12 protein-coding genes are annotated in these 18,194 nt (G+C 34.4%); 9 read left to right on the top strand and 3 right to left on the bottom strand.

Annotated elements, in window-relative coordinates; all coding sequences use genetic code 11:
* Positions 1-6: 6 nt before the first annotated feature.
* Complete coding sequence (locus BMY56_RS17295; protein ID WP_245737275.1) at positions 7-2,769, bottom strand: putative LPS assembly protein LptD; 2,763 nt, start codon at positions 2,767-2,769, stop codon at positions 7-9.
* 104 nt (positions 2,770-2,873) lie between these two features.
* Here BMY56_RS17295 and BMY56_RS17290 point away from each other — a divergent pair, with 104 nt between their 5' ends.
* The 9 genes from BMY56_RS17290 to BMY56_RS17250 all read left to right on the top strand — a co-directional run bounded on the left by BMY56_RS17290 (position 2,874) and on the right by BMY56_RS17250 (position 13,729).
* Positions 2,874-4,163, top strand: coding sequence for an N-acetylmuramoyl-L-alanine amidase family protein (locus tag BMY56_RS17290; protein ID WP_091627205.1), 1,290 nt, complete (start codon positions 2,874-2,876; stop codon positions 4,161-4,163).
* A gap of 47 nt (positions 4,164-4,210) precedes the next feature.
* Entirely contained in the window at positions 4,211-5,176 is a 966-nt protein-coding gene (locus BMY56_RS17285; RefSeq protein ID WP_091627203.1) for an MlaD family protein, read from the top strand.
* Positions 5,177-5,180: 4 nt separating this feature from the next.
* Complete coding sequence (locus BMY56_RS17280; RefSeq protein ID WP_091627200.1) at positions 5,181-6,506, top strand: 4Fe-4S dicluster domain-containing protein; 1,326 nt, start codon at positions 5,181-5,183, stop codon at positions 6,504-6,506.
* 8 nt (positions 6,507-6,514) lie between these two features.
* Positions 6,515-7,306 carry a (Fe-S)-binding protein gene (locus tag BMY56_RS17275; RefSeq protein ID WP_091627197.1) on the top strand — a complete coding sequence of 264 codons (792 nt, stop codon included), beginning with the start codon at positions 6,515-6,517 and terminating at the stop codon, positions 7,304-7,306.
* 41 nt (positions 7,307-7,347) lie between these two features.
* A complete protein-coding gene (locus BMY56_RS17270) occupies positions 7,348-7,830 on the top strand; it encodes an ABC transporter ATPase (protein WP_091627194.1) in 483 nt (160 codons plus the stop codon).
* Positions 7,831-7,923: 93 nt separating this feature from the next.
* A complete protein-coding gene (locus BMY56_RS17265) occupies positions 7,924-10,833 on the top strand; it encodes a serine hydrolase domain-containing protein (RefSeq protein ID WP_091627191.1) in 2,910 nt (969 codons plus the stop codon).
* A gap of 18 nt (positions 10,834-10,851) precedes the next feature.
* The gene (bshA, locus tag BMY56_RS17260; RefSeq protein ID WP_091627189.1) at positions 10,852-11,991 is read left to right on the top strand and encodes an N-acetyl-alpha-D-glucosaminyl L-malate synthase BshA; all 1,140 of its coding nucleotides are present in this window, start codon (positions 10,852-10,854) and stop codon (positions 11,989-11,991) included.
* The gene (locus BMY56_RS17255) at positions 11,984-12,427 is read left to right on the top strand and encodes a hypothetical protein (protein WP_091627186.1); all 444 of its coding nucleotides are present in this window, start codon (positions 11,984-11,986) and stop codon (positions 12,425-12,427) included. Before bshA ends, BMY56_RS17255 begins: the two co-directional genes overlap by 8 nt.
* Before the next feature lie 120 nt (positions 12,428-12,547).
* The gene (locus tag BMY56_RS17250; RefSeq protein WP_091627184.1) at positions 12,548-13,729 is read left to right on the top strand and encodes an OmpA family protein; all 1,182 of its coding nucleotides are present in this window, start codon (positions 12,548-12,550) and stop codon (positions 13,727-13,729) included.
* 115 nt (positions 13,730-13,844) lie between these two features.
* Here BMY56_RS17250 and BMY56_RS17245 read toward each other — a convergent pair whose 3' ends face one another.
* Both BMY56_RS17245 and BMY56_RS17240 read right to left on the bottom strand, forming a co-directional pair.
* Positions 13,845-14,453 (bottom strand): hypothetical protein, encoded by a 609-nt coding sequence (locus BMY56_RS17245; protein ID WP_218144578.1) that lies wholly within the window; start codon positions 14,451-14,453, stop codon positions 13,845-13,847.
* 65 nt (positions 14,454-14,518) lie between these two features.
* Positions 14,519-18,091: a PQQ-dependent sugar dehydrogenase gene (locus BMY56_RS17240; RefSeq protein WP_091627178.1), complete on the bottom strand. Its 3,573-nt coding sequence runs from the start codon at positions 18,089-18,091 to the stop codon at positions 14,519-14,521.
* Between the last annotated feature and the right edge of the window lie 103 nt (positions 18,092-18,194).

The following is an 18,194-nucleotide window of genomic DNA, read 5'->3' as shown; positions in this document are numbered from 1 at the left end:
ATTTTATTAATTTCTAATGGGTTGACTTCGATTTTCCCATTTAAGATCTTTTAGTATAGATGAATCTATACCGATAAAGAAATACCATCTTTTATATTGTCCGAATGGGGTCCAGTTAAAACGCATCGTAAAACTCTTTAGGTCTCGTTGAAAACGGAGTTGAGTTAAAGTGAAACCTTGGTTTTTAAAATCATAACCAGATGAGCCACCTACCGACCATCTCGGAGCTAATTCGATATCACCAGAAAACATTAGTGAGTGGCTGCTAAACTCATTCTGTCTTGCAGAATTTGCATAACTGGCAGAATAAGCGAGTCTTAAGTTCCACGGTATTTTTGTGCCATATATAGGGTTTTCTACATCACTATTCTTATCATCTTTACGAACAGGATTGTCATTGAAATTATCGGCCCTACCAAAGAGATCATCATCCCTACCGCCACTTTGTGCTACATAATCGAAGGGGTCTTCCTCTTCTTCTTTTTCATCGTCATCTTTTTTGCCGAACATTTCACTACTAATGGAATATGATATGTTTGCATTTGCCCTTGTCAGTCTAAAAAGACTACCGCCATTGTCAATGTTCCACGTGTCAATTCTAGTACCATTATTGTCTATAGCATATGGGTCAAGACCTGCCGAAAAGTTAATAGACATTTTATTTTCGAGAATATTCGTACCACCGTTGACGGTTAAAGGATTTAAACGAAGCGAATCAGATTCAAAATTATACCCTGTTGAGATATTGAAGTTGCTTAATAAAGAAACTTTTTTAGGTTCTATTTTAGTGGAATCTTTATCTCTAACTTTAGCTTCTAGGGTGTTGGCTAAAGAAAAACCTAAACTATTAGATTTACCTAATGAAGGTGCGCCATTTAAAGTTCCTTGAAAACGACTAAATTGAATAACATCGCCATTACCATTAATATATTCATCATAAAACTGGTCAAAAGAGGGTGCGTAGCCATAACTAATTGATGGGCGCATGGTGTGCCGTATCGCTTGAATCTTTTTATCTTCTCCTAAATCAAAGGTTCCATATAGTGTTGTACCAACACTTGCACTAAAATTATATTTATTATAACGGTCAAAACCACTTATGGTATCTCGTACTATTGATTTCGTTTCTGCATCATAACTTTGGTTGTACGTTTCTAAAGTCCAAACATCTTCATAGTTACCACCAACACTAACGCTGAAAAATTTAGCTACTTTAAAGTTTGTTGTTAAAGGAATACGATGTCTTGCGCCAACTTTAGCATTATCGAACATTCTAGAAGTTAGAAAATCATCATCGTTAGTTGTTAACCTGTTTTGGGCATTAACATCATATTGAAAGTTTATATTGTCAATTATCCCTTTTTTGATACCATCTCTTTTTGCAAAAGGATAAATACGCTCCATACTTGCCTGAAAGGTAGGTAGGGTCATGTTAATGTTATCTGTCTCCGATGCGGTTGCGGTTGGCGATGTTAATTGTGAATGTGTAGCGGTCAAACTCATGTTTACTGACGGATATTCAGGAAATGTTTTAGAGTATGAGATAGACGATGATAAGGTGTTGTTTTGAGTATTAGGTAAATTTCGTTGTTGTAACGAATTTCTATAATATTCACTACTACCTAAGTTAACTGAGGCTGAAAACCTAGAGTTCGGGCTAGATTTTGGGTCTTGTGAGTGTGAGAATTGAATGTTATAATTTCTTGACAAGCTATAATCGCTAAAGCCTTTTTGACTACGAACTTGATTTTCATATCTCAGATTGACATTTCCCCTATATTTGTATCGTTTTGTATAGATCGAGGCTGTTCTAAAAGCATAACTTCCATTAGTGTAAAAATCTCCAGAAAGTGTTACGTCGGCGTAATCGCCTAATGGAACATAGTAGCCCATATCTTGAAGAAAGTACCCAGTATTAGGGTCGTTACCAAAAGAGGGCATTAAAATACCTGCAGATCTACCGACAGAAAGTGGGAAATAGGCAAATGGCATAGCAATAGGGGTAGGTACATCTGCAATGTATAAATTACTAAAACCTGCAATCACCTTCTTTTTGGGTACAAATTTTGCCTTTCTTACTCTGATATAATAGTCAGGATTTATGGTGTCCGTAGACGTAGTAAGTTTACCCTCACTTAAAAAGTATACCGAATCATTTTCCTTTTTTGTAATCTCGGCGTATACTTTCATGGCATCACTTCCTAATTGACCTGCAGCTGCTTGTTGTTCGGTCCGTGAATTCCAAATTAATGCTTTCTGGGTATCGAAATTAAATCGTATTGAATCAGGTATAACAATGTTTGAACCTTGTTTAAAATAGGGTAGTTGGGTATAATTGCCCAAAGAATCTTTCATTCTACCAGCGTAAACTTCGTTTTTTATATAATCCATTATGATTATACCTGCCTTTAATTCCGTATCCTGATAGTAAATTTCTGCCTCGTTGTAGAGGTATATTTTATTTTCTTTTTGACTTAATTTAACGTAATCTTTTGCCTTATAAGTTATTTTGTCTAATAATAAGGGGGGCTTTTTATTAATAGAATCAGCGGCTATTGAGTCTGCCGAAATAGAATCTCTAATGCTTCTGGATGGGAATAATGGGGCAGTAATAGAATCTTTCTCTACTTTAATGTTTAAAGGTGTAATTTTTCCTTCTTGTCCGAAGGCATAAAAAGCACCGGCAAAAACCACGAATAGGAAAAGTAAGTATTGTTTGTTTGATTGCAAGGCTATATATCCTATTTTTGTAAAGGTTTGGCTGTCCAATGAGCCAGTATTTAAGATGCCAAACTTACATATATTTTTTAATCCTAATGTAGGGTGTTACAATAAATTTAACCATTATCAGGGCTATATAATCCCTAGTACTTATGAAAATAAAATTCTTTTGCGTTTCACTAGTTTTAGCAATGTCATTTTTGCTTCAATCTTTTACAAGGTTGGATACGGAACAAAAGTCCGATGACCCTTTTATTGTTGTATTGGATGCTGGTCATGGTGGCCATGATCCAGGTAACTTGGGGAATGGTTATTTGGAAAAAAAAATTGCACTTAATATTGTTTTGAAAGTAGGTGAAATTTTATCTAAGAATAAAGATATAAAGATTATTTACACACGTAAAGATGATACTTTCATCGATTTATATGTAAGAGGTGAGGTAGCGAATAAGGCAAATGCCGATTTGTTTGTTTCAGTTCATTGTGATTCTCATACTTCAGATGCACATGGTGCAGGTACTTTTGTGCTTGGACTACATGCCAATAAGCAAAATTTTGAAATTGCCAAGAAAGAGAACTCCGTAATTTATTTAGAGGATAACTACGAAAATAGATATGCTGATTATGATATCAATTCACCGGAATCTGTAATTGGTCTTACGATAATGCAAGAAGAATTTTTAGATCAAAGTGTAGCTTTGGCTACCATGATTCAAGAGAATTTTTCAAGCTCTTTGAAGAGGACAGATAGACAAGTAAAGCAAGCTGGTTTCATCGTGTTACATCAAACCTTTATGCCTAGTGTTTTGGTTGAAACGGGGTTCTTGACCAACAAAGATGAAGGTGCCTATTTAAACTCAGGAAAAGGCCAAACCGAAATTGGTAATGCAATCGCCAAAGCAATATTACATTATAAAGAAGGTGTTAAACCAACCATAAAAACAGTAGAGAAAACCATCGAAAAACCAAAATCGCCACCAATTAAAGAAGAAGTTGCTGAAAAAATAGAACAGAATAAAGAAACGGTTATTGAATCATCTAAAGATGAAATCGCTGAACTAAAAAAGCAAGAACCTATTGTTGTTCCGGAAAAAGATAAAGATGTAATAGTAACGCCTGTAGTTGAAACAAAACCTAAAGAGGCTATTACTTCTAAAGAAGTTGCTGAATCGATTATGTTTAAGATTCAGTTAATGGCGAGTAGCAAGAATGTTCCACTTAGTTCTAATAATTTTAATGGTCTATCAAATTTATCGCAGGAACCATATAAAAACTTATATCGTTATATGTACGGGGAAACCAGGTCATATAGAGAAGCGAAAATGATGCAAACCTTAGCGCAAGAAAAAGGGTATAAGACAGCGTACATTGTTGCTTATAAATTAGGAGAAAGAATTCCTATTAAACAAGCATTGGAAGAGGTTTCTGAATTTACCCCTTAAAGTGTGAATATTATTCCTAATTTTGAGTATAACAAAAATATAATTGCTTGAAACTATCTAGAGAAGTAAAAACAGGAATTATTGTAATAGGAGGTATTCTTTTATTTATCATGGGATTCAGCTATTTGAAATCCACTCCTATTTTTGATAACAGTAAAACGTTCTATGCGGTTTATCCGAATGTTGGTGGACTTCAATCTGGTACTACCGTTTCAATTAACGGGTTTAGTGTTGGAAAAGTGAATGATATAAAGTTTTTAGATGAAAAAGGGAATTTATTAGTGACTTTTACCGTTGGTAATGATTTTAAATTCTCTAAAAATAGTCTGGTAGAACTTTATGATACCGGTATAATAGGAGGTAAGGGTTTACAGATTAGACCTGTTTTTGATGCTACCGGTATTGCGCAATCTGGTGATACGTTACAATCTGAGACAAGACCAGGTATTACAGATTTAGCACAACAAAAATTAACTCCTTTGGTGCGTAAGTTCGAATCTGCTATTTCTGGGGCTGATTCTGTTTTAGTTAATGTAAATTCTGTTTTAGATTCTAAGACAAAAAAGGAATTGAAAGAGGTTATAGGGGGTCTTAATATTTTGTTAACAAGTCTTAATAAGAGTGCTACATCACTAAATAGCGTATTAGAGGGCAATAGGGAAAAGTTAGATAATTCCTTTAAGAATTTTGAAGTGCTTACTTCCAATTTTGCTAAGCTTTCAGACTCCTTAAATTCTGCTGGTTTGGGGCGTACTTTGGCAAGTTTAGAATCTACAATGGCCAGTTTAGATCAAGTAGCCCAAAAAATTGAAAATGGCGATGGTACCTTAGGTTTATTGATGAACGATAAGGAGTTATACTCAAATTTGAATAGCAGTAGCAGAGAATTAGAGCTACTATTACAAGATTTCCGTTTAAACCCAAAACGCTATGTTAACGTTTCGGTCTTCGGTAAAAAACAAAAGGATTATACAGTTCCTGAAGAAGACCCAGCTGATAAAATAGAAGAATAAATTTATGCAGTATCTCCCTAATATTATTTTTATACTCTTACTGGTAGTTGGTGTGGGTTTCTTTGTAAAGAATATTTCAAAATTAAAACGAAATATTTTCCTTGGTAAGGAAGTATCTATAAATGACAATAAGCCACAACGGTGGAAAAACATGGCAAAGATTGCTTTAGGTCAATCTAAAATGGTCGTTCGTCCAATTGCAGGTTTTCTTCATATTATCGTTTACGTTGGTTTTGTTATAATAAATATAGAAGTATTTGAAATTATCTTAGATGGTGTTTTTGGTACACATAGAATGTTTTCGGTATTAGGTGGGTTATATGATTTTCTAATTGCATCGTTTGAGGTATTGGCATTATTAGTGATTATTGCAGTAGTTATTTTCTGGATAAGAAGAAATATTATTCGATTAAAAAGATTCTTTAAACCAGAAATGGTCGGTTGGCCAAAAAAAGACGGTAACCTTATTCTGTATATCGAATTGGTATTGATGTTTTTATTTCTAACCATGAATGCAGCAGATTATCAATTGCAACAAATGGGGGCAGAACATTATGCTAAAGCAGGGTCGTTTCCGATAAGTAGTTTTATAGCGCCATTATTCGAAAATTTATCTATATCAACTTTAATAATAGTTGAACGTACTGCTTGGTGGTTACATATTGCAGGAATTTTATTTTTCCTTAACTATTTGTACTATTCTAAGCACTTACATATACTTCTGGCGTTTCCGAATACTTATTATGGTAAACTAACTCCAAAAGGACAGTTTAAGAATTTGCAATCTGTCACAGATGAAGTGCGTATGATGATGGATCCTGATGCAGATCCGTATGCAGAACCTGCTGAAGATGCTGAAGTACCTGATAAATTTGGTGCTTCAGACGTTCAAGATTTAAGTTGGGTTCAATTATTAAATGCATATACCTGTACCGAATGTGGAAGGTGTACCAGTGAATGTCCGGCAAATCTAACAGGTAAAAAATTGTCTCCTCGTAAAATAATGATGGATACCCGTGACCGCCTAGAGGAAGTTGGTAAGAATATAGATGAGAATAATGGTGAGTTTAAAGATGATGGTAAACAATTATTAAACGATTTTATAAGTCCAGAAGAATTATGGGCTTGTACTTCTTGTAATGCTTGCGTAGAAGCATGCCCTATTAGCATCGACCCTCTTTCTATTATTATGGATATGCGACAATATTTAGTTATGGAACAATCTGCTGCTCCAACAGATTTGAATAACATGATGAGTAATATTGAAAATAATGGTGCACCTTGGCCATTTAACCAAATGGATCGTTTAAACTGGAGTAAAGAATCTTAAAAGAAGATATGATAAGTGAATTGAAAGTGCCTACAATGGCAGAATTTTTTGCTACGGGTACCGTTCCTGAGGTTTTATTTTGGGTAGGTTGTGCCGGTAGTTTTGATGACAGGGCAAAAAAGATAACAAAAGCTTTCGTTAAGATTTTGAACAAGGCCAATGTGTCATTTGCTGTTTTAGGTACAGAAGAAAGTTGTACAGGCGACCCTGCAAAACGTGCAGGAAATGAATTTTTGTTTCAAATGCAGGCAGTTACCAATATAGAAGTGCTCAATGCTTATGAAATAAAAAAGATAGTAACAGCTTGTCCTCATTGTTTTAATACCATTAAAAATGAGTACCCTGGTTTAGGGGGTAATTATGAAGTTGTTCACCATACACAGTTTTTAAAACAACTACTGACCGAAGGTAGAATTTCAATGGAAGGTGGTACGTTTAAAGGAAAACGAATCACTTTTCATGACCCTTGTTATTTAGGAAGGGCTAATGGTGTTTACGAAGCGCCAAGGGATTTAATTAGAAAATTGGATGCAGAGTTAGTTGAAATGAAAAGCTGTAAACAAAGAGGTCTTTGTTGTGGTGCAGGCGGTGCGCAGATGTTTAAAGAACCCGAAAAAGGGGATAAAGACGTGAATATTGAACGTACCGAGCAAGCGTTAGAAATAAAACCTGATATAATTGCAGCAGGTTGTCCCTTTTGTAATACCATGATGACTGACGGTGTTAAGAATAAGGAGAAAGAAGATTCAATCGCAGTTATGGATATTGCAGAGTTGATTGCTACCGCAGAAGATCTGTAAATTTTTCATTATTTAATTTTTTAATATCTAAATCATATAATTTGCTAGTAGAATTTAACACGTTACCAGAGACTGCAAGAGTTTGGATATATCAATGTAGCCGTTCATTTTCTGAAGATGAATTAGTTGATATAAGGTCAGAAATTGATGTGTTTTTACAAAATTGGACAGCTCATGGCAATGATTTAAATGCTGGGTATGAAATAAAGTACAAAAGATTCATAGTTATTGCATTAGATCAGAATTCACAAAGCGCTACGGGTTGTTCAATTGATGCATCGGTTCATTTTATTCAAGCATTGGAAAAGAAATACGATGTTTTGTTATTAGATAAAATGAATGTGTCTTATAAACAAGGGGACTTCGTAGCTTATAAAAGCTTACTTGACTTTAAGGCAATGGCGAAGCAAAAAGCAGTTTCAAAGAATACCATTGTATTCAATAACTTGGTAACCAATAAAGGAGAATATCTTGAACATTGGGAAGTACCAGCCTCTGAGAGTTGGCATGTTCGTTTTCTATAAAACGATTTCTTCTTAACGATCATTATTATTCGGTTTTATCGATGAAATGCAATAATTTCATACCATAATAGTTATCTCAGTACATACAATTTTATGCGCCTTATTTTAATAATTTTTTGTGGGTTATTTTGTTGTTCAGGTCTTCTTGCTCAAAATCCTTTAGTTACTAAAGATAGTCTAGCTCAAAAGACTTGGGTGGATAGACAATATGATAAAATGACCTTAAATGAAAAGTTGGGTCAATTATTTATGGTTAGCGTCGCATCAAATCAAAATAAACAAGCAACTGATCAAATTAAAAGTTTGATTATTAAAGAGAATTTAGGAGGAGTTATTTTTTCTAAAGGTGGTCCTGTTAGGCAAGCCATACTTACGAATGAATATCAGGCGGCATCAAAAGTTCCTTTATTAATTGGTATGGATGCCGAATGGGGACTATCCATGAGGTTAGATTCTACTTATGCCTTTCCATGGAATATGACTTTAGGTGCTATTCAAGACAGTACAATGGTTGAAAAGGTAGGCTATCAAATTGGTCAGCATGCAAAACGATTAGGAGTACATATCAATTTTGCTCCAGACCTAGATATTAATACCAATCCAAATAATCCAATAATAGGTAATCGTTCGTTTGGTGAGGATAGAGATAATGTAGTTGAAAAGGCAATCGCATTTGCAAAGGGTATGGAGCGTGCAGGCGTTTTGGCAAATGGTAAACATTTTCCAGGTCATGGGGATACTGAAGTAGATTCACATCATAACTTACCTATAATTCCTTTCTCAAGAAAACGGTTAGACAGTTTAGAATTATACCCATTTAAAAAATTAATTAAGTCTGGCTTAAGTAGTATAATGGTAGCCCATTTAGAGGTGCCTGCATTAGAAATAAAAAAGGGATTACCATCTTCTATTTCTGAGCAAATAATTTCAGGACTTTTAAAAGAGGATCTAGGTTATAAAGGTTTAATTTTTACCGATGCACTTAATATGAAAGGTGTTTCAACGACCGGTAATGATGGCAGTGTAGAATTAGCAGCATTTATGGCAGGTAATGATATGCTTCTAATGCCAGAAAATATAGTCGAATCTAAATTAAAATTGTCGGAAGCATACGGCAAAGGAAAGTTGACCGAAGAGCGTTTGGCCTATTCCGTTAAAAAGATTTTGCTCGCGAAATACAAAGCAGGGTTGAACAACTACGAGCCAATTGTCATTGATAATCTATATGATGATTTAAACAGTTTAGAAGACGATATCATTTATGAAGAGGCCATTGAGAATGCCATTACTATCGTAAAGAATAAGTTAGACTTATTGGCTATCAAAAATTTGGACAATAAGAAAATCGCCTATGTGAAGTTCGGTGATGCTTCTAATGATGCTTTTGTGAAAGGACTGAAAAATTATGCTAACGTAACAGTTGTAGATGCGAATGATATCAACACCTTAAAGGTGAAATTAAAAGAATTTAATCTTGTTATAATTGGCCATCATAAAAGTAATGAAAGCCCATGGAAAGGTTACAAATTTAGTGCAACCGAGCTAAATTGGTTGCAAGAGATTGCGACCGAAAGAACGTCTAATCTTATACTTTGTGTATTTGCTAAACCTTACGCTTTATCTGATATTAACTCATTTCAGAATATAGATGCGGTAGTTATGTCTTATCAGAATAGCGATATTGCTCAAGAGAAAACTGCCGAAGTTCTTTTTGGCGCGGTAGGAGCTTCAGGGAAATTACCGGTTAGTGCACACTCTGATTTTCCGGTCAATTCAGGAATTAAAACACAATCACTAAGTAGGCTTGGTTATAGTATACCTGAGCGAGTAGGTATGAGTTCGAAAGGCTTAGGGGATATTGACCGTATGGTGAATGATGGTTTGGATAGTTTAATGTTTCCGGGAGCGCAAATTTTGGTAGCAAGAAAAGGCAAAATTATATATCAAAAAAGTTTTGGGAAGCCTACTTATGATTCTAAAGAAAAAATAACGAATGATTATATCTATGATCTGGCTTCATTGACAAAAATATTGGCAACGTTGCCCATGGTAATGAAGATGGAAGAAGAAGGTAAAATTGGATTGAATGATACTTTTGAAGAATTGGTGCCAAATTATTCCGATACCGAAATTAAAAATGTTACCGTTTTAAAAGCCTTGTCTCATTACGGTCGCTTACCTGCATGGATACCTTTTTACATTAATACATTAGATGAAAATAGAAAGCCTTCTGGTGAGTTTTATCGAAATTCACTATTGCCAGGTTTTTCAACTAAAGTCTATGATAACCTTTATTTGGCAGATGCTTATAAAGATTCGATTTATAATAGAATTGGAAGGCAAGATTTAAAGTCTAATCGATATCGCTATAGTGATGTACCTTATTATGTGATGAAAAAGGTTATTGAGGAAAATTATAGTCAACCCTTAGATTATTTGACTAATAATTTTCTATATCGTCGGCTTGGTGCAAACCACACCTCCTATAATCCTTTAGAAAAGTTTGAAAAAAATATGATAGTACCTTCAGAGGAAGATGATTATTACAGATACGGTACCGTACAAGGTTATGTTCATGATATGGGAGCAGCAATGCAAGCAGGAGTAGGAGGACATGCCGGACTTTTTAGTAACTCAAATGATATAGCGAAGATTATGCAAATGTATCTTCAAAACGGATATTATGGCGGTACCAAATTTTTTGATTCCAGAACAGTCAAAAAATTTAATACCTGTTATTTTTGCGATAAGAATGTGCGTAGGGGAGTGGGTTTTGATAAACCACAATTAGAACATAGCGGACCAACCTGTGGTTGTGTTTCTAGAAAAAGTTTTGGTCATAGTGGTTTTACAGGTACCTATACTTGGGCCGACCCTGAAGAAGAAATTGTTTATGTGTTTTTATCTAACAGAACATATCCATCTGCATCTAATACCTTATTAGTTAAATCTGGGTTAAGAACTAGAATTCAACAAGTCATTTACGACTCAATTCTAAATTAAAAAGTTAGTTTTGTAGTAATGAAAATAGCAATAGTATGTTACCCTACTTTTGGTGGTAGTGGGGTTGTAGCAACAGAATTAGGAATCGCATTGGCCAATAGAGGTCATGAGATTCATTTTATAACCTACCGACAACCGGTACGTTTAGAGTTGTTAAGTAATAAAATATTCTTTCACGAAGTTCACGTTCCAGAATACCCACTCTTTCATTATCAACCTTACGAGCTGGCATTATCCAGTAAATTGGTAGATACTATAAAGCTTCATAAGATAGATTTATTACATGTGCATTATGCCATACCGCATGCATATGCGGGGTATATGGCTAAGAAAATGCTAGAGGAAGAAGGAATTTTTGTTCCTATGATTACAACACTTCATGGTACCGATATAACTCTAGTGGGTAAGCATCCTTTTTATAAACCTGCGGTCACTTTCAGTATAAACCAATCTGATGTAGTAACCTCAGTATCTGAGAGCTTAAAAAAGGGAACTTTAGAAATTTTTGATATTAAAGGCGAAATAGAAGTTATCCCTAATTTTATTGATGCCAAAAAATATAGTAAATCCTTTACCGATTGCCAACGTTCTAATATGGCTACTGAAGACGAGCGAATAGTTACGCATATCAGTAATTTTAGAAAGGTTAAACGAATTCCTGATGTAATCAAGGTATTTAGTAAAATACAAATTGAAATACCCTCTAAGCTTATTATGGTGGGCGAAGGTCCAGAAAAAGAAGGCGCTGAAAGACTTTGCGAGGAGTTAGGTATAGCTGATAAGGTTATCTTTTTAGGTAATAGTAATGAAATCGATAAAATTTTGTGTTTTTCAGATTTGTTTCTTTTACCGTCGGAAACAGAGAGTTTTGGTCTTGCTGCTTTAGAAGCTATGATAAATAAGGTACCTGTAATATCAAGTAATGCCGGTGGTATTCCTGAGGTAAACAAAGAAGGAGTAAGTGGCTTTCTTAGCGATGTTGGTGATATTGAAGATATGGCATCTAAAGCAATAACTATTTTAAAGAATGATGAAGTACTAGAAAGGTTTAAACTTAATGCGCTTAATGAAGCGCATAAATTTGATATACAGAAGGTTTTACCGCTTTACGAAGAAGTTTATGAGAGGGCATTTAAAGGTCGTTTCAAAAATGTATAAAAATTTCATTTTTTTTATTCTTATTTTATTGACACAGTTGGATGCTTGTAAAAGTACGGTTTCTAGTAGCTTACAGAATTCTAATGAAATGGGTATGCAGAATATCTTGAATGAAAATTATAGTGGTTTTGAAGAAGAAAAATATTTTTTAATTAGAAATCAAGAGGATTTAAATACTTTTTACGGAAAAATTAATAGAACAAGAAAACCAGGTTTAGTTCCTCCAGTAGTAGACTTTACTCAAAATATGCTTTTAGTTTGGTGTGGAGATAGTAAAACATCAAATTTTGTAGATTTAGAAATAAATGAGAGTGGTGATAGCTTAATAGTGCATAAACTTGAATCTAAGACTAAGAAACAAAACAATTTGATAGTTAGTCCTTTTAGTATTTACAAATTACGATTAAGTTCGAAATCTCTAAAGATTCAACAGTAATTCGTCGTTAATTTATCTACATTCAACTACCAATCGATTTTAATTACTTTATATAGTACTTATTTGCCTATTACCTTATCTACAATTAATTTTACAACTTAATAACCCAAATTTATAATTATGAAAACTATTAAAGTTATTGGCTTTTTGATGCTATTATTAGCTGCTAATTTAACTTTTGCTCAAGACGAGCTTCAAATCACGGCAAAGGATAGTATTGTTCAGAGTTCATGGATTTTTGGTGTTGGTTTCAATGCTGTTGATGATTCAGGAAACGTTTTTGATGGATTGTTTAATGTTGGAGATGAATGGAATATGGTTCCTTTTCCATCGAGAGTAAGTATTGGAAGGTATTTTAAAAATGGCTTAGGTATAGAAGCGATTGGGACTTACAATAAATACAAGGAAGGGAATATTATTGATGCGGTTATTAACCCTGTAGATATTAATTATTATGGTATTGACGGTAGAATAACCTATGATTTGAATAAAATAATTGGCCAGACAGGTTGGTTTGATCCTTATGTAGGCGTTGGCGCTGGATATTCAGATGCTAACAATTTAGGAAGAGGCACCTATAATGCGGTAGTAGGATTTAGAACGTGGTTTTCCGATAGATGGGGTCTCGATTTTAATTCTACGGGTAAATGGGCCATGAGTCAAGGTGATGGTGCTTCGAACCATATTCAGCATGCTGCAGGTGTAGTTTATCAATTTGGTATAGAAAAAGGTTTATCTAAAAGAGGAGAAGAAAAGTTGGAACTTTTGGCAGCTATCGAAAAAGAAAAACAACGTCAAACAGATTCTATTACAGAAGTTAATAGGCTAAAGGACGAAGCATTGCTGGCTGAAAGACTAGAAAAGGAAAGGAAAGAAGCTGTATTGGCTGCTGCTGAAAAAGCGAAATTAGACGCGCTTAACAAGAGAAAAGAGGAGATAAGGTCAAGAATTGAGAATTTAGGTTATGTGTATTTTGATTTGAATTCATCCACTATAAAAGGAAAATCTAAAACTATTTTGGATTCGTTATCAGTGATAATGAAAGAAATTCCAACCTTGAAACTGAAAATAAATTCTCATACCGATTCTAGAGGAGCCTCTACATATAACGATTGGCTATCGCAACGTAGAGTAGATAAAACTAATGAGTATCTCTTGTCAAAAGGTATTTCTGATGATAAATTAATTACAGAGGCTTATGGCGAAAGATTGTTATTAAATGAGTGTGACGACAATACGTATTGTTCTGAAGAAAAACATGCAGTTAACAGACGTTCTGAATTCGAAATAATCGAATTTTAAATAAGTGAGAATATTTTTAATTGCCCATTAGTCAGAATTGTGACTAATGGGCAATTTTGTTTTATATAAATAATCTTAAATTATCGAATTAGTCTATTGAATAAAGAAATAAACCCTAGCCAACGGTAAAAGTAAATACGGGTGATGTAGATTCGTTACCAACACTATCTTTAGTAACTATTTTCCAATAATAGGTTTTTCCTGCCACTACAGGTATATCATCAAATCTAGTTTCAATAATATCAATGCCATATAATTCAGGGTCTTTGGCTTCACCAAAATATAAGTCATGACCGACGATATCATTATCTAAATCTTCTGACTGCCAAATTAAATTAACGGTAGTACTAGTTCGAGAAATTGACGCTCCAGAAACAGGAGAAATAGCTGTTGCAGGAAAAGGAATTGTTGATTCAAGTCCAGGTCCTTCATTATAGAAACTCCAAACTTCGCTACTACTATTAATTTTTCCTGTAACGTACCATGAGTAAATAACACCTCGTTTAAGAGTAATGGCTACTTCTGTAGACTCACTTTCATATGATTCTGTCTGAGAGTTAGATATATTGGTTAAATGTAAGATATATGGAGCATTGTTATTTTCATCAATCCATTCAAAAATTAGTTCGCTCTCCGTATCGGAAACAACGATACCTTCAGTACATTCAGAATCATTCTCAGGGAAAACAAGGAATAAATTTATATTGTTTTTTGCGTATTCCAAAACATCCGAATCTACTCCACATGATTGGATTACAAGTGTTATGAAAATTAAAAACCCAATTTTTCTCACTGTTTTATAAGTTTGAAGGATTTATTTACGTTATCATTCATCACTCTTAAAAAATAAATACCTGAGCTTAGAGCACTTGTGTTTATTTCAATTTTAGAGCTTTTAACTAAATAAGTTTCAGAATGGATCAAAAGTCCTGCTTCTGTAAAAATAGCTATTTCAACGGTATCAGAAGTCAATGATTTTAAATCTATTGAAAGACTTTCGTTAACAGGGTTTGGATAGATTAATAATGAGTTCTTTAAAATAACAGTTTCTTCAAATTTCCCCTGACACGATTGATTTGTACTCACCCTTACATCATTGACTTCATCATACAATGGTAAGCTTATAAGTTGATTTTCGGTTTGCATACTTTTACCATTTATTTCTATAGTATATTCCTTAGCACCATTCATTTTCAAGGTAACACTATTGGTCAATGAATTGAAGTCTAATTGCACACTTAGGGGTAAAGGCTCTGTTATTATTATCTTAGAACAGGTTTCATAATTTGGAAATTCTATTGAAGAAATACAAAGATTATATTCTCCGATATCTAAGTCTTTTATCGTTAAAATATCAGTAAATGGTAATATGATATTTTCAGTAGCCCCCGTTATCGTTGCCAAGAAGTTTTCTTTTGTGATTGATTCAATTAAAATAGAACCATTATTCGAACCAATACATGACGTTCCAACAGAGGTGATTTTAAATTGATTGTTAGGATAAATTCTAAAAGCGCAACCATTTTCATCTACAGATGTGCCTTTTAATGTATTAGGGCATAAATCACGGGCATCAATAACACCATCGTCATCACTGTCAATTTCTTGTTCGGGACAACCATTGGAATTAACTATAGTACCATTCATAGTATTTGGGCAATCGTCTAAAGAATCCTTCACACCATCATTATCACTATCTAATTGGCTAATAGCGCATCCATTTGAATCAACAGATTCCCCAGATGGTGTGTTAGTACAATTATCATTTTCATCAAGTACACCATCATTGTCTTGATCAACTGCTACCGATGGTTGTACTGAAATTTCCAAATTTTCTATACAACCTTGGTTTGTTTCAATAGTATACATCCCCGATTGTTCAGAAGTTATACTTCCTAAACTATAATCACCATTTACCTTTGAGCCATTTGGTAAGGTGATTGAGAACGAAACGTTATTGGGTAACATGCTTATAACCAATTCATCACCTTCATTTACGGTAAGCGTATTGTTTCCACTTTCAAACACGCCATTTATTTGATATTCTGGAACAATACTATTTTCTTCACAGAAATTTTCACTCCAAATCGCTATATTGTTGGTATTGATATTACCCGCAGTAGTAAAATTACCACCAACTAAAAGTTCTGTGTTGTTATTGGTGAATGTCAATGAATTTACCCGAATGTCAACACCTACATTTGTATTTGGCCCTAAGGCCTCCCAACCATAATCGGCACTCCAACGGGCTAAACTATTTACTATTTTATCTACATTGCCATCATCACTAGCGGTGCTAAAACTTCCTCCTACATAAATATAATTTTCATTTGAGGTTATGGTATTTACATTTCCACTTAAACCATTACCAAGCCTTTCCCACGATTCATTGATTTTATTGAACCTAGCGATTCTGTTAACCGTTTTATCACCTGCAATAGAAAAATTCCCTCCGATATATAAGTAGTCTCCTATAGATTCTATAGCTTGAACAAAACCACTTGTACCAGATCCTAAGGCAGACCAATTTGTACCATTCCAACGGGCTATTCTAACGGCTGAAACTCCACCTGCCATGTCAAAATTCCCTCCTACATATAAATTATTGTTCTCGTCGAAAGCTATTGATCGTATTTCATTATTTGTGCCAGATACATTAGTAGCGTTATCGACAAGAGCACTCCATGTATTATTTTCCCATTTAGTTATATTATTTACAGTTATCCCGCCTGCTACAGAAAATACACCACTAATAAATAATGCTCCGGTTTCGCTAAGTTTAATTTTTAATATAGGGCCATTAGTTCCATCTCCTAAAGAGGACCAAGACGTACCATTCCACTTCGCGATGTTATTTGCAGGTACTCCTCCGATTGTGGTAAAGTCACCTGCAACATAAATTGTTCCATCTGGGGCTATGTCAATTGAATAAATAGTTCCATTGCTTCCATTTGAAAATACTTCCCATTCATTTGCCGAATTGATGCTAGTTAGGTTACTTACATTAAGGTCTCCTGCCGTGCTAAATGTGCCTCCAATATATGTTATGCCGGATGAAGAATTTGCAATTGTTTCAACAATGCCATTGGTGCCTGTTGATATCGATTTCCATTCACCAATTCCATTTACAGGGGTAGTTACTGGTCCTGTAATTGTTTCGGTTAATTTATATAGATTTACGTTAGAACCGTAATCTGAAAAATATAGCTCGCCGGCTTCATCTTCACCAAAGCTAGATATAAATTGGCCATTGGTCTTGAACAATAATTCACTAGAGGTACTGCCGTTGGCTGAGTTATAACTTAATGCCCAAACTCTACCGGAAACATAATCTCCATAAATATATTTGTTCTGTATTAAGGAACTAGATAAAGAACCTTGGTAAACATAGCCCCCGGTTATTGAATTATCTCCATTACTGTGATCATAAAAAAAGATGGGTTTTATATCAGGTGTAGTGGTTAAAGAAGTGCCAGATCCATAACTAGGTTCAGAATTTGCTTCTAATTTATTCCAGCCATAATTACCTCCTCTTGTAATTAAATTTATTTCTTCATAAATATTTTGACCTACATCTGCGCCCCATAAATTGCCTGAAGTATCGAAAGAAAATTTCCACGTATTTCTGATACCCCACGCGTATAATTCATCTAAACCCGATTGACCAACTCTAGGGTTGTTTGATGGTATTTCATACTTACCGTTTGGTAAATCGGCGTTAGTTTCTATTGGATTGCTACCATCTATATCTACATCAATTCGAAGTATACTGCCAAATACAGTAGTTAAGTTTTGTCCGTTACCTTGTGGGTCGCCACCACCGCCACCATCACCTATAGAAATATACAAAAATCCATCAGGACCAAATTCAATTTTACCACCATTATGGTTTGAATCAGATAGATTTTTGGTGAACTGTGCTATGATTACTCCCGAACTGGGATTAAGTAGATTCGAATTACTACTATCTACTTGATAACGCGCTATGTTAATTCTGTAGTTAGTAGGTTGGTCTATATAATAAACATATACATAGCCATTGGTTGAATAATTTGGGTGAAATGCCACGCCTAACAGCCCAATTTCTTGACCTGAACTATACGATACAATTGAAGAAATGTCTAAAAATGTCGTAAGCTCTCCTACTGTAGCGTCAGACTTATTTGGAAATACTTTTATTCTACCAGGCTGTTCAACTACAAATAAGCGGTTGGATCCATCGTTACTGCTTTGAATTTCAACAGGGAAGTTGAAATCTAAATTAGGGAAAGCGTTTTCATAGGAGACCTGACCCTTGCTTGAATATATTGAAAAAATAAGTAAGAAAATAATAAACACTAAGGTATTCTTCTTCGGGGACATGCGTGTTTTTTAGAACGGCAGCAAATATACTGTTCATTCTTTCATTTTCTTAACTTAGAACATTTAAAAATGGACTTTAAAAAACTTAATTATAGTTGTTGAT

Source organism: Maribacter orientalis (assembly GCF_900109345.1).
Taxonomy (GTDB): domain Bacteria; phylum Bacteroidota; class Bacteroidia; order Flavobacteriales; family Flavobacteriaceae; genus Maribacter; species Maribacter orientalis.
Note: the sequence above shows the minus strand (reverse complement) of the source record. Positions and strands in the feature narration are given on the sequence as shown.